At 71.4% G+C, this 19,476-nt stretch carries 18 protein-coding genes; 4 read left to right on the top strand and 14 right to left on the bottom strand.

The features are described from left to right. Positions 1 to 37: 37 nt before the first annotated feature. The 7 genes from ACH4VX_RS00720 to ACH4VX_RS00690 all read right to left on the bottom strand — a co-directional run bounded on the left by ACH4VX_RS00720 (position 38) and on the right by ACH4VX_RS00690 (position 9,090). Positions 38 to 2,116: an MMPL family transporter gene (locus tag ACH4VX_RS00720; RefSeq protein WP_398364704.1), complete on the bottom strand. Its 2,079-nt coding sequence runs from the start codon at positions 2,114 to 2,116 to the stop codon at positions 38 to 40. A gap of 162 nt (positions 2,117 to 2,278) precedes the next feature. Then, a complete protein-coding gene (locus tag ACH4VX_RS00715; RefSeq protein ID WP_398364702.1) occupies positions 2,279 to 3,466 on the bottom strand; it encodes a hypothetical protein in 1,188 nt (395 codons plus the stop codon). An 82-nt stretch (positions 3,467 to 3,548) separates the two neighbouring features. Further along, a complete protein-coding gene (locus tag ACH4VX_RS00710) occupies positions 3,549 to 4,556 on the bottom strand; it encodes an SCO2521 family protein (RefSeq protein ID WP_398364700.1) in 1,008 nt (335 codons plus the stop codon). A 1-nt stretch (position 4,557) separates the two neighbouring features. Then, on the bottom strand, positions 4,558 to 5,523 hold the full coding sequence (locus ACH4VX_RS00705) for an SCO2522 family protein (protein ID WP_398364698.1): 966 nt from the start codon (positions 5,521 to 5,523) through the stop codon (positions 4,558 to 4,560). Next, positions 5,520 to 6,437 carry an SCO2523 family variant P-loop protein gene (locus ACH4VX_RS00700; protein ID WP_398364696.1) on the bottom strand — a complete coding sequence of 306 codons (918 nt, stop codon included), beginning with the start codon at positions 6,435 to 6,437 and terminating at the stop codon, positions 5,520 to 5,522. Before ACH4VX_RS00700 ends, ACH4VX_RS00705 begins: the two co-directional genes overlap by 4 nt. A 3-nt stretch (positions 6,438 to 6,440) precedes the next feature. Further along, on the bottom strand, positions 6,441 to 8,282 hold the full coding sequence (locus ACH4VX_RS00695) for an SCO2524 family protein (RefSeq protein ID WP_398364694.1): 1,842 nt from the start codon (positions 8,280 to 8,282) through the stop codon (positions 6,441 to 6,443). 55 nt (positions 8,283 to 8,337) lie between these two features. Then, a complete protein-coding gene (locus ACH4VX_RS00690; protein WP_398364692.1) occupies positions 8,338 to 9,090 on the bottom strand; it encodes an SCO2525 family SAM-dependent methyltransferase in 753 nt (250 codons plus the stop codon). A 342-nt stretch (positions 9,091 to 9,432) separates the two neighbouring features. Between ACH4VX_RS00690 and ACH4VX_RS00685 the strand changes: the two genes are divergently transcribed. Beyond that, on the top strand, positions 9,433 to 9,978 hold the full coding sequence (locus ACH4VX_RS00685) for a GNAT family N-acetyltransferase (protein ID WP_398364690.1): 546 nt from the start codon (positions 9,433 to 9,435) through the stop codon (positions 9,976 to 9,978). A 41-nt stretch (positions 9,979 to 10,019) separates the two neighbouring features. On the opposite strand, the gene ACH4VX_RS00680 is transcribed toward ACH4VX_RS00685, so the two are convergent. Beyond that, positions 10,020 to 10,721 carry a TerB family tellurite resistance protein gene (locus tag ACH4VX_RS00680; RefSeq protein ID WP_398364688.1) on the bottom strand — a complete coding sequence of 234 codons (702 nt, stop codon included), beginning with the start codon at positions 10,719 to 10,721 and terminating at the stop codon, positions 10,020 to 10,022. A gap of 185 nt (positions 10,722 to 10,906) precedes the next feature. Beyond that, entirely contained in the window at positions 10,907 to 12,628 is a 1,722-nt protein-coding gene (gene leuA, locus ACH4VX_RS00675) for a 2-isopropylmalate synthase (RefSeq protein WP_398364686.1), read from the bottom strand. Between the two features lie 319 nt (positions 12,629 to 12,947). On the opposite strand from leuA, the gene ACH4VX_RS00670 reads away from it, so the two are divergent. The 3 genes from ACH4VX_RS00670 to ACH4VX_RS00660 are packed head-to-tail and all read left to right on the top strand — an operon-like array spanning position 12,948 to position 15,675. Beyond that, positions 12,948 to 14,018 carry a M4 family metallopeptidase gene (locus ACH4VX_RS00670; RefSeq protein WP_398364685.1) on the top strand — a complete coding sequence of 357 codons (1,071 nt, stop codon included), beginning with the start codon at positions 12,948 to 12,950 and terminating at the stop codon, positions 14,016 to 14,018. 21 nt (positions 14,019 to 14,039) lie between these two features. Further along, the gene (locus ACH4VX_RS00665; RefSeq protein ID WP_398364683.1) at positions 14,040 to 14,306 is read left to right on the top strand and encodes a protealysin inhibitor emfourin; all 267 of its coding nucleotides are present in this window, start codon (positions 14,040 to 14,042) and stop codon (positions 14,304 to 14,306) included. Between the two features lie 58 nt (positions 14,307 to 14,364). Beyond that, the gene (locus tag ACH4VX_RS00660) at positions 14,365 to 15,675 is read left to right on the top strand and encodes a GH1 family beta-glucosidase (RefSeq protein WP_398364682.1); all 1,311 of its coding nucleotides are present in this window, start codon (positions 14,365 to 14,367) and stop codon (positions 15,673 to 15,675) included. Here ACH4VX_RS00660 and era read toward each other — a convergent pair whose 3' ends face one another. The 5 genes from era to ybeY all read right to left on the bottom strand — a co-directional run bounded on the left by era (position 15,676) and on the right by ybeY (position 19,471). Next, complete coding sequence (gene era, locus ACH4VX_RS00655) at positions 15,676 to 16,629, bottom strand: GTPase Era (protein WP_398364680.1); 954 nt, start codon at positions 16,627 to 16,629, stop codon at positions 15,676 to 15,678. 307 nt (positions 16,630 to 16,936) lie between these two features. Continuing rightward, positions 16,937 to 17,290 (bottom strand): cytidine deaminase, encoded by a 354-nt coding sequence (locus ACH4VX_RS00650; RefSeq protein WP_398364678.1) that lies wholly within the window; start codon positions 17,288 to 17,290, stop codon positions 16,937 to 16,939. Between the two features lie 20 nt (positions 17,291 to 17,310). Then, entirely contained in the window at positions 17,311 to 17,670 is a 360-nt protein-coding gene (locus tag ACH4VX_RS00645; RefSeq protein ID WP_398364676.1) for an MmcQ/YjbR family DNA-binding protein, read from the bottom strand. Continuing rightward, positions 17,667 to 18,977 (bottom strand): hemolysin family protein, encoded by a 1,311-nt coding sequence (locus ACH4VX_RS00640; protein ID WP_398364675.1) that lies wholly within the window; start codon positions 18,975 to 18,977, stop codon positions 17,667 to 17,669. The genes ACH4VX_RS00645 and ACH4VX_RS00640 overlap by 4 nt, the downstream gene beginning before the upstream one ends. After that, entirely contained in the window at positions 18,974 to 19,471 is a 498-nt protein-coding gene (gene ybeY / locus ACH4VX_RS00635) for an rRNA maturation RNase YbeY (protein ID WP_398364673.1), read from the bottom strand. The genes ACH4VX_RS00640 and ybeY overlap by 4 nt, the downstream gene beginning before the upstream one ends. Between the last annotated feature and the right edge of the window lie 5 nt (positions 19,472 to 19,476).

The raw sequence follows: 19,476 nt of genomic DNA, 5'->3' as shown, positions 1-19,476 counted from the left end.
CGGGAGGGAGGGGCGCCCTGGGACGGCACGCGGGTGGCTACACCGGTTCCGGCTGCCGTTCGCGCGAGGCCGGCTCCGGAGCCCGGGAGAGCCTGCCGGGCCACCACATCCGGCGGCGCAGCAGCACGCTCGCCGTGGTGACGAGGTAGGTGCGGACGAGGAACGTGTCGAGGAGGACGCCGACCGCGATGACGAAGCCGAGTTCGACCAGCGCCACCAGGGGCAGCGTGGTGAGCACGGCGAAGGTGGCGGCGAGGACGACGCCGGCGGAGGCGATCACGCCGCCCGTGGTGCGCAGGGCGGTGAGCGCGGCGGCCTCGGGTTCGGCGCCGTTCAGGGACTCCTCGCGCATGCGGTGCATGAGGAAGATGCCGTAGTCGACGCCGAGGGCGACCAGGAAGACGAAGGACAGCAGTCCGAGTCCGGGGTCGGTGCCGGCGAAGCCGAGCAGCGGCTCGAAGACCAGTCCGCCGATGCCGAGGGCGGCACCCCAGACGGCGACGACCGCGGCGAGCAGCAGCAAGGGGGCCACGAGGCTGCGCAGCAGGACCAGGAGGATCACGAACACGGCGGCGAGCACCAGCGGCACGATCACCGAGCGGTCGCGGGACTCGCTGTGGGCGAGGTCGAGCTGCTGGGCGCTGAGGCCGCCGACGTGGGCGCCGTGGTCGTCGAGTCCGTCGCGCAGTGCCTCGATGGTGCGGGTCTCGCCGGCCGTCTCGGGGGCGGCGGTGGCGAACACGGAGATCTCGGTCCAGCCGGCGCCGCTCCGCCCCGCGGTGGCGTCGGCGACCCCCTCGGTGGTACGGGCCTTCGCCAGGACGGCGTCCGCCCGATCGGTGGGTGCCGTCACGGTGAGGGGGCTGCTGCTGCGCTCGGGGTACTCCTCCGCCAGGGTCCGCATCGCGGCGATGGACTCGGGCCGGTCGGTGAAGGAGTCCTCCTGCTTGAGGTCGCCGGTGAGGCTGAGGGTGCCGAGGGCGAGGGCGCCGAGGAGGAGCGTGCCGCCCGCGAGGACGGCGGCGGGACGCCGGGCGGCGGAGGTGCCCATGACGGCGAACAGCGACCGGCGGGCCTTGGGCGCGCTGCCGAAGGCGGGGATCAGCGGCCAGAACACGCGGCGGCCGAGCAGGACGAGGACCGCGGGCAGCAGGGTCGTCATGGCGACCAGCGCGGCGAGTACCCCGACCGTGCCCACCGGACCCATGCCGCTGCTGCTGTTGAGGTCGGCGGCGAGCAGGCAGAGCAGTCCTGCGGCGACGGTGCCGGAGGAGGCGAGGATCGCCGGCCCGCAGCCGCGCAGGGCGGCGCGCATGGCGTCGTACGGCCGTTCGTGGCGGCGGAGTTCCTCGCGGTAGCGGGAGACGAGGAGCAGCGCGTAGTCGGTGCCGGCGCCGAGGACGAGCACGGTCATGATGCCGCCGCTCTGGCCGGTGATGGTGACGTCGAGGAGTTCGTGCATGCCGTATCCGGCGGCCATCGCCACGGCGGTGGCGACGCCCGCGACGGTGAGCGGGACCAGCCACAGGAACGGGCTGCGGTAGATCAGCACGAGCAGCACGGTGACGACGCCGAGGGTGGCGAGCAGCAGGGTGCCGTCGATGGTCTCGAACACCTTGCCCATGTCGGTGCCCAGGGCGCCCGGCCCGCCGACCTCGACGCTCAGTCCGCCGGTGCCGTCGGCGATCTCGCGCACCCCGTCGACGAACGCGTTCCGGGCCTCCTCGTCCTGGCCCGGCCGGGTGCTGGAGACCGGGTACATGAGGGTGTCGCCGTCCGCTGAGGGGATGCCCCGGGGGGTGTCCGTCAGGTCGTACGCGTCCCCGGCCTCGGCGATCTGGTCGGCGGCGGTCCGCCGGTCGGCGGCGCTCAGTCCGCCGTCCCGGTGGTAGACCAGCACGAGGTCGGTGGACTCGCCGCCGGGCAGCTCGTCCTGGATGCGGGCGACCTGGGTGGAGTCGGCACCGTCGGGCAGGTAGTCGACGGCCCGGTTCTGCTGGACCTCGCCGAACTTGCCGGCGAGCGGCCCGACGAGCACGAGCGCGGCCAGCCACAGCCCGACCACCGCCCAGGGCACGAGGCGTCGTCGCCGTACGTGTGTCCTTGCGTCCCCCATGAGACGGGGCTCCCCTCCGGTCGGGTGTCTGGGTCGGTTCCCAGACACCCGGCGGAAGGGGCACGGGTCGTCGGACGTGGGATCGAGTTGCGGTGTACTGCGTGGGGCGGCACGGAGGCGGGACTACTCCCCGGGGAGTAACCGGGGGTGCGCCGGCGGGCGTCAGGTCCGGTCGACCATCCAGGTGCCGTCCTCCTCGTCGTCGACCCGTACCTCCAGTTCGCGGATGCTCATGCCCGCCTCCCACAGTTCCCGGAAGCGCTTCATCCGGTCCTGGACGTGGTCCCGTCGCGCGATGAGCCGGGTCCTGACGTTGACGTCGCGCAGGTCCTGCTCGATCTCGAAGGAGACCTCCTCGTCGTAGACGATGAAGTCGTCGGTGGTGCCGCGCTGGAGGTGCGGCGGCAGCTCGGGCAGCACCGCCACCCGGACCTCGATGTGCAGCGCCTTCTGCTCGTCGCACAGCCGCAGCAGCCGGTCGTCGAGTTCGCGCGCGCTCGCCAGCAGGAACAGCCGCCGTACCGGCACCGCGTGTTCCTCGATCGCCTCCCGCTGGGCGTCGAGGTAGCGGCTGGCGGGCTCGCTGTTCCAGAACTCGCGGTCGACGGAGGTGCTGATGGCGCAGATGGACTGTTCCGCGGCGTGGGTGAGGCTGAGCATCCAGTCGTGGTTCTCGCCGTGGCACTCCACGCTCATGCTGGTGAGCGCCGCCATGTGTCCGACCACCCGCTGCATCTCCAGGCGGACGAACGTGTGGAGGATCGACGGTCCGGGCGCGAGGGCCTCGGCGAAGCGCTCGGCGAGTTCCGGTACGCCGTCGGTGCGGACGCGGTCGAGCGGTGGGTAGGACTCGGGGCCGGGCATGGGCTGGGCCAGGCGGGTCTCGACGAGTTGCCTGATGTCCTCGGTGTGCCGGGCCAGGCCGGTCCGCAGGTCGTCGTCGTGCCGCTCCAGCCCGTCCCGCACGGTGGCGGCGGTCTCGGCGAGGGCGCTCTGGGTCCGCAGGGCCTGTTCGTCGGGCCCTCGGTCCCGGGCGAGGAGGAAGGGGGCGGCCACCGTGGCGGCGGCGCAGAGTGCGGCGGCGGCGAGCTGCCGGAGCGCTCCGTCCTCCGGGCTCAGCAGTGCGGCGACGCCCCAGACGACGAGGCCGGCGGTGAGGCCGGTCAGGAGTCTGCGCGTCCACTCGGTCCGGTCGGGCGGCTGTGTCCAGGGGCGTGCGGGCGCGTCGTCCGGGGCGCCGGGCGGCCGGGTCGGGCCGGGGACCGCCGGACCGCCCTCGCGTCCGGGCGCGCCCCCCGCGCCGGGCAGGGGTGCCGTGTCCTCGGGCTGGGGTGACTGTGCCGTGCTCATCTCGCTTCTCCCCCCGTTGGGATGCGCGTCGGATCGGGGTGCGGGGATGTGCGTCGAGGTGGTGCGGGGCCGGGGCCCGCGGTCAGGGAGTCAACTCGACCTCCCGGTGGGGCGGGGGGATCGCGTGCAGGGCGAGCTGGTCGCGGATGCGCTGCACCAGGGTCCGCCACTGCCGGGTGAAGCCGGGGCGGTCCTCCAGCGCCTCCCAGAGGGGGGCGAGTCCGTGCGCGACGCGGGCCCGTGGCATCCACAGGTGCAGCAGGTGGTCGACGGCGGGCCGCAGTGCCGTGACGACGGTGGGGCGGTCCTCGCCGGTCCGGGGCCGCAGCCGGGCGGGCGGTTCCGCGGCGCCCAGCCGGATGCCGTCCAGGATGCGGACGACGGTGGTGAGCAGCCAGTCGTGCAGGGCGAGATCGTCGCAGAGCCCGGCGATCTCACCGGCGGGTGTGCCCTCGGGGACGCGGAGCCGTACGGTGCGCAGTTCGTCCTCGGCGAGGGTGAACCGCTCGATCGACGGCCCCTCGTCGCGCCCGGTGGGCAGGGCCACCCAGCGCAGCCGGGTGGGACGGGACTTCAGGGGCGGTCGGTGGTCGAGCAGGGGGTTGCGCAGCAGGCGGGTGAGCAGTCCGTCGGCGATCAGCCCGACGTCGAGCTCGCCGTGCCGTCCGCCGTTCAGCAGGCCCTGGGCGACCGCCTCGCAAGGCAGTTTCCCGAACGGCTCGACCGTTCCGGGCCGTACGAGGTACTGGCCCCAGGGGCGCCGGTGGTCCGGTCCGGCGGCGGGGATCCGGAAGTGGGCGGAGCTCTGCAGGACGCGCCCCTCGGTGAGTGAGGCCCGGGCGGCGACGGTGCCGACGGCGCGGATCCTGGCGCCGTTGGCGCTGGGCAGGAGACAGTCGACGCCGGTGAGGGTGTCCGGGGAGCGGCCGTAGAGGTTGGGGCGTTCGGAGAGCAGGACGCGTTCGTCGGCGCGCAGTCCGAGGAGCTGGGCGGCGGCGCGGCTGTCGAGGGCCTGCAGGGCGGGCAGCAGGCAGGTGCGGACCTCGCCGCAGGCGAGCACGGCGGGTGGCTGCGTCTCCCCCGGCGTCATGTCACCGCCCCGCGTAGAAGACGTAGGAGACGCGGTCGGCCGCCGAGTCGGGGACGGTCGCGTTCTCGCGGGCGGAGCGTTCGGCGGCCTGGGCCAGCGCTCCGGGGTCGACCTCGGTCTGGTCGAGGATCACGCGGACGGCGTGCTCGACGGGTAAGAACCGGTTGGGCAGCACCGAGCAGGTCCGGTAGGCGGCGAACGGGGCCGCCCGGGGGTTGAGCCGGAGCAGCGGGGGCAGTTCGTCCCAGTCCTCGGGGAAGGCGGACGCGGTGTGCGGCTGGGGTTCGAGGACGGCCTCGCCCTCGTTGCGCAGCAGTCCGAGGCGGGCGAGCTGCCACACCGCGGCGAGGAAGGGGCAGGACCAGACGCGGTGTCCGTCGGGTCCCTCGTCCCAGAGTTCGACGTCCAGGAAGACGGAGTGGCGGCGGGCGGCGGTCTCCTTCGGCGGCTGCCAGGCGGTGGCCTTCTTCATGGCCTGCGGGGCGCGCGCGACGGGGCTGCGCTCGCCGTTGGCCAGCCAGCCGGTCTGCGCGGCCGGGGGGCGCAGGCCGTAGCTGCCGGGCGGTGGCTCCTCGACGATCCGTCCGGCCACGGCTTCGGCGACGGGCACCTTGCCGGCGACGGCGCAGCCGGACTCGCGGGCCAGGTAGTCGATGACGAGTCCCGCCCGGTCGGCCTCCTGGAGCAGCATGGGGACGACTTCGGCGGGGCCGGAGAAGCGGGTGAAGTAGTCGTCGATCAGGAAGCAGGTGCTGATCCGGGGGCGTTTGCCGCCGGTCGAGGCGGCCGCGGTGGCGCGTGCCGCCTCCGCCCAGGGGCGTACCCGCTCGAAGTGCCGCCGCAGGTGTCCGGGGCCGGCCTCGAAGTCCTCCATGTAGAGGTGGCCCAGCTCCAGGGAGAGGTGGGACAGGGGCACCGCCTGGGTGCGTGGTTCGGCGGCCGTCTCGCGGAACACCGCTTCCGTCATGGCCGCCCCCAGCAGTCGTCGTCGGTCAGACGTCGCGCGATCTCCTCCAGCGCCTCCAGTGTCTCCTTGTTGGCGATCTGCGTGGAGAGGACGTCCTCTTCGGTGATGAGCTGTTCGCGCCACTGCAGGATGGGTTCCAGGGGTACGGTGCCGAGCACCACGCTGTCGCCGATGCGGTGTTCCGCGGCGAGCCGGCGCAGCGCCTCGTCGCAGGACTGCATCCAGGCGGCCTGGGCGGGCGAGCCCTGGGACCACAGCGGTGAGTCCGGATCGGGTACGGCGGCCCGTACGAAGCGGACGGCGCCCTGCAGCGCCTCCTCGTCGTGGCCGCGTTCCACGCCGCCCCTGATGATGCCGTGGTCCTTGTGGACGAGTCCGGCGGCGGCGATCACGTGCTGCCGGGTCCAGCGGTGGAAGACCAGCCAGCGGAAGGGCACGTAGCGCATCCGGGGGTGGGCGGTCGCGGCGAGGACCATGTCGACGGCGTAGCTGCGGCCGGCGCTGAGGTCGACGACGACCAGGTCGAACTCGCCGTGCAGCCGCAGCAGGAGGTCGACGCACCGCTCGAGGGCGTCCTCGCCGGTGGCGAACTCGCCGCCGCCGGCGTCGCCGGGGAGCAGCACCAGACGGCCGGCCTGGTTGGGCCGGGCGCGCAGTTGGGGGTGCTCGGTCTGCCGCCAGATGTCGATCCTGGCCGGTTCGGTGACGGTGCCCTCCAGGTAGGAGTGCAGGCCGCTCTCCTCTGTGCCGCGCATCGCGCCGGGTACGTCGAAGACGGCGGCGGCGGTGGGCGAGCCGAAGTCGAAGTCCGCGTAGGCCACGTGGTCGCCGGTGAGGGCGCGCTGGTAGGCCAGGTTGGCACTGGTCACCGAGCGGCCGGTGCCTCCTTTGTCGGAGGCGGCGAAGACGAGCACGGCTCACACCTCCTGCGCGGCTGCGCCTCGGGCCTGGGCCAGGGTGTCGAGTTCCTGGAGCACGGGCAGGGCCAGGGCGAACGCGGTCGCGGGCCGGTCGTCGACCAGGCTCCGGGCGTGGTCCAGGCGGCTTTCTATGCTCCGCATGGCCCGGCCCCGGCTGCCGTCGGCGCTGGTGGACGCCTCCAGTTGTTCCCTGCCGAAGAGGTGGGTGGCCTCGCTGAGCAGGTCCCGGGCCAGCTGGGCGAGTTCGGGGCTGCGGATGGGCTGTTGTTCGTAGAGGTTGCGGGCGGCGACCAGGCACTCGGTGACGCGTTCGGTGATGCTCCAGGAGAGGCGCCGGCCCACGCGTGTGTCCGGGTAGACGGCCCGTGCGTTGTCCCAGAGGCCTGCTCCCTCGCCGTCCTCGATGCGCCGGTTCCACAGGTGCTCGAACGCCTGCTCGCCCAGGCGGAGCAGCCGGTCCTGCGCGTCGATGTTCCGGGAGAGTTCCGCGAGCTGGACGATCCGTTTGAGCAGCTGGGCCGAGAAGTCGGTCATCCGCCACTGCAGCAGCGCGCCGGAGCGCTCGGAGCCGGCGAGTGGCATGGTGACGCCCGGGTTGTGCAGCTCGATGGTGGGATCGTTCCTGGTCATGCGGCTGGTGACGCGACCGCGGTCGGCGAGGCGCTCCATGATGGCGACGGTGCGGGTGAGGTCGTCGTCGGTGGCCCTCCGGCGGACCAGGTCGTGGACGAGGATGGCCGCGACGGTGAGGGAGAAGTACTCCGATTCCAGCCGCAGTCCGGTGGTCTGCCAGGGCAGGTCCTCCAGGGGCCAGCGCTCGCTGCCGAAGCGGGCGATGGCCGACCAGTACTGCTGGCTGAGCTCCCAGCGCAGGCGTAACGCCTCGGCGAGTTTCTGCTGGTCGGCGTCGAGCAGTCCCAGGGTCAGGGTGCGGTCGGAGAACAGGTCCTGGATGCCGTCCAGGGCGATGACGGTGAAGTACACGTAGGGCAGCCGGTCGGCGATGCCGTCGGGCTGGCCGGGGACCTGGACGTCCAGGTCGGTGATGGTCGGCGCGTCCTTGACCACGCCCCAGGCCCAGCCGCACTCGAAGAGCTGGCTCTCGTCGCGGATGCTCTCGTCGACCTGGATGCCGCGGCTGAGGCTTTCGATGATCGTGGCGCGCAGCGGGCGGAACCGGCGGGAGAACTGCTGGAGGACGGCCCGGTCGGACTGTCTGTCCTGGCCGATGACCTGGATGAGCCGTCGGCCCTGTTCGGACTCGGCGTCGAAGACGTTGACGGTGAAGGAGCGCAGGAGACTGATCATCGCGGCGGTCAGCCGGGTGTTCGTGGCCTCCCTCAGCTCGCCGAGGGCCTTGCGCACGTCGGGGCGGGTGGTGCTGGTCTCGTAGACCTTGAGGAATCCGAGCGTGGCGAGGCAGAGCGTGACGGACATGGAGTAGGAGTCGACCACACCCAGCTGGTACTGCTCGTGGGTGAGTTTCTGCTGGGGCTCGGCCGGCCTGAAGTAGTGTCCGCCGGCGAAGGTGGGGCTGTCGTCGGGGCCGGTGTGGCTGCGCATGAACTGGGAGAGCGCGGTGATCAGGTTGGGCGGGATCTCCAGCCGGCTGCCGACCCCCTCCAGCGCGCGCAGCACGTCCCGTTCGGTGGTGTCCGGTTGGTCGAGGCGGAACGCGGGGACCTCGGTGGCGGGGTAGAGCAGGCAGAGCAGCCGCTCGGCGTCGGCGACGCTGCTCAGTCCGTCGGTGTCCTCCCGGACGAGCTTTCCGTCGTCGAACGAATGGCGGGCCATGGCCCGCCAGATGTCCAGCATGTGCTGCCGTGGCTTGATCTGCATCCCCCCACCCCTCGTACAGATCTCGTTGCCCTGTGTTCAGACATGGTCCCCGTTCCTACGGGGTGGCAATCGCCGAATTCCGCCGCCCCAGCGCGAGGATCATTCCCTCGTGACCCGGCCGCACCATGTGGTCCATGTCGTGGATTTCCAGCTCGGCGGTGAAGGGTTCCAGGCTCTCCCGGACCCGGTCCGCGTTCACCCGGTAGGCGGGGTACTTGTGTGCGCCGACCTGATATCCGAGCGATTCCTTCATGAATGCCGCGGCGAAGGGGGCTCCCCCGTTCAGCGCGTCCATGAAGCACTCCACTCCCCGCCGGAACTCGTCGGGGCACTCGGACATCGAGTCGGCGACGAAGAACATCGTGCCGATGTCCCAGCGCCGCTGTCCGTCGAGGTCCAGCAGGTTGGCGCGTTCCACCCGGACGATCTCGCCGAACCGGCTCCGCGGCTCGACGTCCCGGTAGGCGGGAGCCCGACCCAGTACGTCCCAGAACGCGTCCCACGCCGTGTCGTACCCTCCGCCGGACGCCTGTTTCTCCAGGTACTCGACGTTCGGAGTCGCGTATTCCAGAAGGAGGATCTTTTCGCACCAGGGCAGCATGGCCAGGGCCGGATAGAGGTTCGCGCCGGCGCCGACGTCGACTCCGCGGACCGAGGCCGGAACACCCTGCTCGTAGCAGCGGCTGAAATAGTCGCGCATGAGCCCTACGATCAGCAGATCGACCTCGAGCGGGGTGCGGTAATTGAGGTCGACGTACACCTCCGGATCGAACTGCGCCCATGGCGCGTCGGCGTTGCGATCCATCATCACCCTGCCAAGTTCCATTCAGTGTCGGACAAGACCGTGTGCCCGGCGCACGAGTCCCCGGTGGACGTCGGCGGACGAAGAAGCGACTCCGGTGCTCGCACGGTAAGCCCGGTCGGCACGCGGAGACAGCCAGGAACACGCCAGTCCTCCGTGACCGGGCGCACATCAGGCGCACGCCAGCACAGTCCTGTCACACCTGAACTCGCCCTTGCATGCGGCGAGTTGGACGCTCACTCTAGCCAGAAGCAGCGACCGGCCGCCACCGGGGTCCGCATTCCCCCCTTCGTGTGAACGGCGGCCACGGCTGCCGCGTTGACGTCTCACGTCCCGACTGGGGGTGGCATGACCGCCGAACCGCTTGAGCGCGCCCTGGACCACGAGGAGCGCCTCACCCGGCCGACACCTCTACCGGAACCACGGCCCCCGCTGCTGCGGACGGCACGGGAGTCCGATCTGCCCGAACTGCAGCGGCTCGACGAGGAGGTCTTCCAGGAGGTCGCCTATCCGGCGTTCCTGCTGCGGCAGCTCTTCGACCTGTACGCCGGTCACGCCGGTCATCTGCTCGTCCTCGACGACGGCGACGGCCGGCTGCGCGGCTACGTCCTGGCGGCCACCACGGCGATCAGCCGGGACAGCTGGATCCTCGGCCTGTGCGTGGCCCAGGACCGGCGCCGGCACGGGCTGGGCCGGGAGCTGATGGTGGAGATCCTGGCGCGGCTGCGCCACTGCGGGACCGAACGGGTCCGGCTGACCGTGGAGCCCGCCAACGACGCCGCGATCCTGCTCTACCGTTCCCTGGGTTTTTGCCCGGAGCCGCCGGACGGGGGGCTGCGCCGGGACTACTTCGGTCCGGGTGAGGACCGGGAGGTGATGTGCCTCCTGCTGTGACGCGCCTCGCGCTGTCCCGCGGCGGCCGGCCCGCCACCGCGTCAGGACGGCGTCCGTGCCGCCGCCAGCAGGCGGGTCACGTCGTCCGAGCAGATGGTGAGGGCCGCGCCCACGGTGGTCAGGGCGTCGCGTTCGGCGGGGGTGTAGGGGCCGTCGGCGAGGGCGATGCGAGCGCCCTGCAGGAGGATCGACTCACGGCCCGGCGCGGCGAGGTGCGGGGCCAGGGGGTCCAGGGCCTCGTGCAGCTCGATCGCCAGACCCGCCGTGCAGGGCTCCCCGGTGAAGCGGCCGGTGTCCGCCTCCAGCGCCTCGACGAGCGCGGCCAGCTGCTCCTCCGTGCAGTCGTCGAAGCCGGCGGCGCGCACCCCGGCCGCGGCCGTCTCCAGGGAGGCGCGCGAGCAGGTGCCGCCGGCGGCCAGCACCGCGAGGGCGACGGTGTGGACGGCGTCGCGGAGCATCGCGGAGAAGCGGGTGGTGGTGGGGTGGTCCAGGACGTCGGTGCCGAAGTGACGGCGGCAGGCCGCGCATTCGACGACCGGCCCGGTCTCGCCGCGCGGCAGCACCGGCACGCCGAGCAGGGCGAAGCGGCGGTGTCCGGTCAGCCGCTGGTAGTTGCGGTCGCCGCCGCAGCCGGGGCAGAAGAACTCCCCGTCGCCGACGGCCGTCCACGCGGTGCGGGTGCCCAGCAGGCGCGACAGTCTGGCGGCAGCGGCACGGCCGTTGGGTCCCCGTCCTGGCAGCACGTCGCACCTCCATAACCGCCACAGCGTCGTCGCCGCGCTTGCGTGATGTTAGCCACATCCATGAGGTGGAGTCAGTACCCGGGACGAGACCTTTCCGTGACCCGCACATGGAGATGGCCGGTATACGACGGGGCCCCGCCCGCCGATTTCCGGCGAGCGGGGCCTCGAACCGCCGATTCGGCTGGTCAGCGCGTTGCGCGGTTGACGGCCGAGACGACCGCCTTCAGCGAGGCCCGCGTGGTGTTCGCGTCGATTCCGATGCCCCACAGCACCTTGTCGCCGATCGCGCACTCGATGTAGGAGGCGGCCTGCGCGGAGGCGCCCTCGCTCATCGTGTGCTCCTGGTAGTCCAGCAGCCGTACGTCGATGCCGACGCCCTGCAGCGCGTGGAAGAACGCCGAGATCGGGCCGTTGCCGCTGCCGACCAGGGTGGTCTCCGTGCCGTCGACCGTGGCCTCGACGGTGAGGGTGTCCACGCCGTCGCGGTCGGTGGTGGACTGGCCGTTGGCGACCTGGATACGGCCCCAGGGGTTCTCCGGGTTGGGCAGGTACTCGTCCTGGAAGACGTCCCAGATCGCGGTCGGCGTGATCTCGCCGCCCTCGGCGTCCGTCTTCGCCTGGATCAGCTTGGAGAACTCGATCTGCATCCGGCGCGGCAGGTCCAGCTTGTGGTCGTTCTTCAGGACGTACGCGATGCCGCCCTTGCCGGACTGCGAGTTGACGCGGATGACGGCCTCGTAGGAGCGGCCGACGTCCTTGGGGTCGATGGGCAGGTACGGGACCGCCCACTCGATGTCGTCGACGGTGACGCCCCTGGCCTTCGCGTCGGCCTCCATGGCGTCGAAGCCCTTCTTGATGGCGTCCTGGTGGGAGCCGGAGAAGGACGTGTAGACCAGGTCACCCACGTACGGGTGGCGCGGGTGGACCTCCATCTGGTTGCAGTACTCCCACGTACGACGGATCTCGTCGATGCCGGAGAAGTCGATCTGCGGGTCGACGCCCTGGGAGAACAGGTTCATGCCCAGGGTGACCAGGTCGACGTTGCCGGTGCGCTCGCCCTGCCCGAACAGGCAGCCCTCGACGCGGTCGGCGCCGGCCATCAGCGCCAGCTCGGCGGCGGCGACGGCCGTACCGCGGTCGTTGTGCGGGTGGACCGACAGACAGACGTACTCGCGGCGGGACAGGTTGCGGCCCATCCACTCGAAGCGGTCCGCGTGCGTGGACGGGGTGGAACGCTCCACGGTGGCGGGCAGGTTGAGGATGATCTCGCGGCCCGGACCGGGCTGGTAGGTGTCCATCACCGCCTCGCAGACCTCCAGGGCGAAGTCCAGCTCGGTGTCGGTGAAGATCTCGGGGCTGTACTGGTAGCCGAACTCCGTCTCCGGGCCCAGCAGCTTCTCGGCGTACTCCATGACCAGCCGGGTGCCGTCGACGGCGATCTGCTTGATGTCGTCCCTGGAGCCGCGGAAGACCACGCGGCGGAAGACGGGCGCGGTGGCGTTGTACAGGTGGACGGTGGCGCGCCTGGCGCCCTTCAGGGACTCCACCGTGCGCTCGATCAGGTCCTCGCGGGCCTGGGTCAGTACGGAGATGGTGACGTCGTCCGGGATGGCGTCCGGGTCCTCGATGATCGAGCGTACGAAGTCGAAGTCGGTCTGGCCGGAGGCCGGGAAGCCGACCTCGATCTCCTTGTAGCCCATCCTGACCAGCAGGTCGAACATCGCGCGCTTGCGGGCGGGCGACATGGGGTCGATCAGGGCCTGGTTGCCGTCGCGCAGGTCGGTGGAGAGCCAGCGGGGGGCGGTGGTGATCCGCGCTTCCGGCCAGGTGCGGTCGGGGATGTCGACCTGCTCGTAGCGGCTGTACTTGCTGATCGGCATGGAACTGGGCTGCTGGCGGTTCGCCATGATGCGGGGGCTCCTCGGTGTGTCCTGATGGACGGCCGACGGCGCAGCGCCAAACTCCGCGGGGAGGGGGTCGGCCTCTACTGGGGACCCTCACCGCGGCAGCTAAGGAGAAGCAGCCCGAAACGCATGATGCTCCGCAGCTTAACCGAGTCGTCCACCGTGCGAAGGTCCGTATCAGTATGCGGGACCGGAGGGATGAACGGGACAAAAAGTGCCGTATACCACTTCAAGGGATCACGGGAGGCCGGATGCGGCCCGATTTCCCTCATCGTGGTTGCGGGTGGTGACATGCGGGTCACGCAGTGCGATGGTTCCGGACATGACCACGAACAGGGGCTTCGTGCCCGTCTTCTGCACCATCGTCCCGCCGCACGTCCTCGACCGCCTCGCGCAGGCCGAGGACCCCGTGCTCCACGGCCCCGCGCGCCGGACCCTCCGGCGCGACGCCTACGAGCGCACCCAGCGCCGGCTGACCACCGTCGTCGGCGCGCCGGCCGTCGCCGCGCTCGCCGAGGCCGAGCCCGGCAAGCCCCGGCGCACCGTGTACGACGCCCGGCACGGCACCGACCTGCCGGGCACCAAGGTGCGCGGCGAGAAGGACGCGCCCGGCCAGGACGCCACCGTCAACCGCGCCTACGCCGGTCTCGGCGCCACGTTCGAGCTGTTCCTGAAGGCGTACGCCCGCGACTCGATCGACGGCGACGGGCTGCCGATGGACGCGACCGTGCACTACGACGAGGACTACAACAACGCCTTCTGGAACGGCGAGCAGATGGTGTTCGGCGACGGGGACGGGGAGATCTTCCTCGACTTCACCCTCCCCATCGACGTCATCGGCCACGAACTCGCCCACGGCGTCACGCAGTACACCGCGAACCTGACCTACTTCGGCCAGCCGGGCGCGCTCAACGAGTCGGTGTCGGACGTCTTCGGCGCGCTCATCAAGCAGTACACGCTCGGCCAGACCGCCGACGAGGCCGACTGGCTGATCGGGGCCGGGCTGCTCGCCCCGCGCGTCACGGGCAAGGCGCTGCGCTCCATGAAGGAGCCGGGCACGGCGTACGACGACGACGTCCTCGGAAAGGACCCGCAGCCCGCGACGATGGACGACTACGTCCGCACCGGCCGCGACAACGGCGGCGTGCACATCAACTCGGGCATCCCGAACCACGCCTTCTACCTGGCGGCCACCACCCTCGGCGGGCACGCCTGGGAGCGGGCGGGGCAGGTCTGGTACGACGTGCTGACCGGCGGTGAGCTGGAACAGGACGCGAAGTTCACGGACTTCGCGACGCTGACGGTGAAGGCGGCGCGTGCCCGGTACGGGGAGGGCGAGGAACTCCAGGCGGTGTCGAAGGCCTGGGAGCGGGTGGGAGTGCGGACGCTGTAGTTCCGTACTAGACAGGGACCCATGCGTATTCAGGTGCGGCGCACGGGCGGGTTCGCGGGGATCGAGCGGCAGGCCGAGGTGGACACCTCGGGCCGTGCCGACGCCCACGAGTGGCACGCCCTGGCCGAGCGGGTCATGGCCACCGGCCGGGACACCCCGCCGGTGGGGGTTCCGGACGGCTTCGGCTACCGGATCACGGTGGACGGGAGGTCGGTGTACTGCGCGGATCCCCGATTGACCGGGGAACAGCGGGAGTTGATCAGGAGGGTGCTGAAGGAGGGTGCTTAACCCGCCTCGGTGGCACGGGCGTTGACTTGGCCCGGCTCGGGTGCCGATGATCCGGTCCATGGCGACGACGAACCCGCTCCCCCGTTTCCCGGCCGGTTTCCTGTGGGGGGTGTCGACCTCGGCACACCAGATCGAGGGAGCGGTGGACGCGCGTGAGGCGTCCGTGTGGGACGTGTTCACGGACGGGCCGGGGCGGGTGCGGGACGGCTCGACGGCGGCGGTGGCCTGCGACCACGTGCACCGCCATCGCGAGGACGTGGCGCTGCTGGCGGGCCTGGGCGTGGACGCGTACCGCTTCTCGGTCTCCTGGCCGAGGGTGCGGGCGGAAGGCGGCCTGGACTTCTACGACCGGCTGGTCGACGAGCTGTGCGCGGCGGGCGTACGGCCGGTGCCGACGCTGTTCCACTGGGATCTGCCGGTGGGGCTCGACTGGCTGGAGCGGAGCACGGCGGAACGGTTCGCGGAGTACGTGTCGAAGGTCGCCGGGCGGCTCGGCGACCGGGTGACGAAGTGGATCACCCTCAACGAGCCCGCCGAGCACACCCTGCTGGGACACGCGCTGGGCGTGCACGCACCCGGCCGGAAACTGCTCTTCGACGCGCTTCCCGTGGCCCACCACCAACTCCTCGCGCACGGCCTGGCCGTACGGGCGCTGCGGGCGTCGGGTGCGGGTGACATCGGGATCGCGAACTCCCACGGTCCGACCTGGCCGGCGTCACGGGACGAGGCGGATGTGGCGGCGGCCGACTTCTACGACCTGCTGCTCAACCGCCTCTTCGCCGACCCGCTGCTGCTGGGCCGCTACCCGGAGGGCGTCGGCGAGCTGATGCCGGGCGACGTCGAGGCGGACCTGAAGGTCGTCGCGGAGCCACTGGACTGGTACGGGATCAACTACTACGCACCGACGAGCGTGGGCGCGCCGCAGGGCACGGAGATCGACTTCGGCGGGGTCCGGATGCCGGCCGAACTCCCCTTCTCGGTACGGGAGACCGAGGGACACCCGGTGACGGACTTCGGCTGGCCCGTGGTCCCGGAGGCCCTCACGGAACTCCTCACCACCTTCCGCACCCGGTACGGCGACCGCCTCCCGCCGGTGGTCATCACCGAGAACGGCTGCGCGTACGACGGTCTGGACGACCGGGACCGCATCACCTACCTCGACGGCCACATCCGCGCACTGCACCGGGCGGTGGAGGCGGGCGTGGACGTGCGCGGCTACTTCGTGTGGTCGCTGATGGACAACTTCGAGTGGGCGGAGGGCTACGCCCGCCGCTTCGGGCTGGTCCATGTCGACTTCCGCACGCTGGAGCGGACCCCGAAGGCGTCGTACGGCTGGTTCAGGGAGTTGCTGCGCGAGCAGCGCGCGTGATCAGAAGCCCAGGCGGCGCAACTGCTTCGGGTCCCGCTGCCAGTCCTTGGCGACCTTGACGTGCAGATCGAGGAAGACGGGGGTTCCGAGGAGCGCCTCGATCTGCTTGCGGGACTTGATGCCGACGTCCTTCAGACGCTTGCCCTTGGGGCCGATGACGATGCCCTTCTGGCTGGGGCGCTCGATGAACAGGTTGGCGTGGATGTCGAGGAGGGGCTTGTCGGCGGGGCGGTCCTCGCGCGGGAGCATTTCCTCGACGACCACGGCGATGGAGTGCGGGAGCTCGTCGCGGACGCCTTCCAGGGCCGCCTCGCGGATCAGTTCCGCGACCATGACCTGCTCGGGTTCGTCGGTGAGGTCGCCCTCGGGGTAGAGCGCCGGGCCCTCGGGCATCAGGGGGATCAGCAGGTCCGCCACCAGGCCGACCTGCTTGTTCGCGGTCGCCGAGACCGGGATGATCTCGGCCCAGGCGATGCCCAGCTCCTGGCCCAGCTGGTCGACGGCGATCAGCTGCTCGGCCAGCGCCTTGCTGTCCACCAGGTCGGTCTTGGTGATGATCGCGATCTTCGGGGTCCTCTTGATCCCGGCCAGTTCCTTGGCGATGAAGCGGTCGCCGGGGCCGAGCTTCTGGTCGGCGGGGATGCAGAAGCCGATCGCGTCGACCTCGGCCCAGGTGGCGCGGACCACGTCGTTCAGCCGCTCGCCGAGCAGGGTGCGCGGCTTGTGCAGGCCGGGGGTGTCCACCAGGATCAGCTGCGCGTCCTCGCGGTGCACGATCCCGCGCACGGTGTGCCGGGTGGTCTGCGGCCGGTTCGAGGTGATCGCCACCTTCTGCCCGACCAGAGCGTTCGTGAGGGTGGACTTGCCCGCGTTGGGGCGGCCCACGAAGCAGGCGAAGCCGGCCCGGTGGACAGCTTCGGCGGGCTGCTCGGATGACTGGGTACGAACACTCATGCCGCCCATTCTCCCTGATGCGGGAGACCGCGCCGTACCACCGTCCGGAACGGGCGCCGGACCGGGCACCCGTGAGGGCCCGGTCCGGCCGCCCGCCCGGTGGAGTCGGTCGAAGACGAACGGTCCCGGTGCCCGCGGCGTGGTCGCCGTGCGGGTGATGGTGTGGGCGTCTCTCCCGGCTGAAGCGGGGGGATCCAGCCCTCGCGGGTCGGGGTCTCCGCTTCATCGACAGCAGCCGACCCGTCCGAACGGCAGGCGGGAATCCGGCCTGCTCACCGCCGGTGACAGACGGGTGCCCCGCGCGGTCTCAGCCCGCGGTGACCGTCTCCCGGACCGTGCCGTCCGTACCCGCCACCAGGACCGGGGTCTTGGGGCCGCCGAGGTCCCGTACGGCCGCGCGGTCCTCGGGCGACGCCGACTCCGCCTCGGTCACCACGGCCGCCGCCTCCAGCGACTTCGCGCCGGACGCCACGGCCATCGCCACCGCCGTCTGCAGGGCGCTGAGCTTCAGGGAGTCCAGCGCCACGGTCCCGGCGACATACGTCCGCCCGGTCTCGTCGCGTACGGCGGCCCCCTCGGGCACGCCGTTGCGGGCCCGCGCGGAACGGGCCAGGGTGACGATCTTGCGGTCCTCGGGGTCGAGCGCGCTGCTGTCGGTCATGATCCGAGCATAAAGGGGGTTCAGGGGCGGTCGAGGCGGAGGCGGTCGGCTCGCGGCAGACCGGCCACGACCAGGTCGTACGAGTCCTCGACCAGCTCCCGGACCAGGCGGTCCGGGAGGGTGCCGTCCACCGTCACCGTGTTCCAGTGGCGCTTGTTCATGTGGTAGCCGGGGGCGATCAGGTCCGGGTGCTCGGCGCGGAGCCTGATCGCGTCCTCCGGGCCGCACTTGAGGTTGACCGTGAGGGGCTCGGCGTCCAGGTTCGTCAGGGCGAAGAGCTTGCCCAGGACCTTGAAGACGGAGGTCTCCGGGTTGAAGGGGAACTCCTCCACGGCCGCGTTGAAGGACAGGCACAGGGCCCGCAGCTGCTGCGGGGTCACTCCGGCCCCTCCTCCTCGTCGGCGGACGGGTCCGCCGGGCCCACCGGCTCCACCAGCACCGTCACGATCTTGTTCCGGCGTCCTGCCGCCGTCTCGGCGGTCAGCCGCAGCTCGCGGGCGTCGGGGAGCTCGACCACGGACGAGGCGCCCGCGATCGGCACCCGGCCCAGGTGCTTGGCGAGCAGGCCGCCGACGGTCTCCACGTCCTCGTCGTCGAACTCCTCCAGGCCGTACAGCTCGCCCAGGTCGGTGATGTCGAGGCGGGCGGTGACCCGGTAGCGGTCCTCGCCCAGCTCCTCCACCGGCGGCAGCTCACGGTCGTACTCGTCGGTGATCTCGCCGACGATCTCCTCGAGGATGTCCTCGATGGTGACGATGCCGGCCGTGCCGCCGTACTCGTCGACGGCGACGGCGACGTGGTTGCGCTCCTTCTGCATCTCACGCAGCAGATCACCGGCGTTCTTGGTGTCGGGCACGAAGAACGCCGGGCGCATCGCCGTGGACACCAGTTCGCTCTCGGCGTCCCGGCTGATGTGCGTCTTGCGGGCCAGGTCCTTGAGGTAGACGATCCCGACGATGTCGTCCTCGCTCTCGCCGGTCACCGGGATGCGGGAGAAACCGGAGCGCAGGGCGAGGGTGAGGGCCTGGCGGATGGTCTTGTACCGCTCGATCACCACCAGGTCGGTGCGCGGCACCATGACCTCGCGCACGAGCGTGTCGCCCAGTTCGAAGACCGAGTGCACCATGCGGCGCTCCTCGTCCTCGATCAGTGACTCCTTCTCCGCGAGGTCCACCATCGCGCGCAGCTCCGCCTCGGAGGCGAAGGGTCCGCGCCGGAAGCCCTTGCCGGGGGTGAGCGCGTTGCCGATGAGGATGAGGAGCGACGGGATCGGGCCCATGATCCGCGCGAGCGGCACCAGGACGTACGCGGCGGCCGTGGCCGTGTTCAGCGGGTGCTGGCGGCCGATGGTGCGCGGGGACACCCCGACGGCGACGTACGAGACGAGGACCATGATCGCGATGGCGATCAGCAGGGCCTCGGCGGTCCCGTCGAACTCCTTGAGGCAGCCGTAGGTGATCAGCGAGGCGGCGGCCATCTCGCAGGCGACGCGGACCAGCAGCGCCACGTTGAGGTAGCGGGTGGGGTCGCCGGCGACCTGCGCGAGCTTGGCGCCGCCCCGGCGGCCGGAGCGTACGGCCTCCTCGGCGCGGAAGCTGGAGACGCGCGCGAGGCCGGCCTCCGCGGAGGCGGCCAGCCAGGCGACGACGACCAGGGCGATCGCGCCGAGGACGAGTGTCGGACTCATGACACGGTCGGGGCCGGGGACGGGCCGGTGAGGCCCTTCTCCGCGCGCCAGCCGTCCACGATGGCCGCCTGCAGACCGAACATCTCGGCCTTCTCGTCCGGTTCCTCGTGGTCGTAGCCCAGCAGGTGCAGCACACCGTGGACGGTGAGCAGCTGGAGCTCCTCGTCCATGCTGTGCCGCGTCTCCGCTTCCTCGCCCTGCTTGGCGGCGACCTCGGGGCAGAGCACGATGTCGCCGAGCAGCCCCTGCGGGGGCTCGTCGTCGTCCTTGGACGGGGGCCGCAACTCGTCCATGGGGAACGACATGACGTCCGTCGGCCCGGGCAGGTCCATCCACTGGAGGTGCAACTGCTCCATGGCGCCGGCGTCCACGACGATCACCGAGAGTTCGGAGAGCGGGTGGATACGCATCCGCGCGAGCGCGTAGCGGGCGATGTCGAGGATCGCCTGCTCGTCGACCTCGGTTCCGGACTCGTTGTTGACGTCGATCGACATCTGGT

Origin of the sequence: Streptomyces sp. NPDC020731, from assembly GCF_044334705.1 — a bacterium.
Classification (GTDB): domain Bacteria; phylum Actinomycetota; class Actinomycetes; order Streptomycetales; family Streptomycetaceae; genus Streptomyces.
Note: the sequence above shows the minus strand (reverse complement) of the source record. Positions and strands in the feature narration are given on the sequence as shown.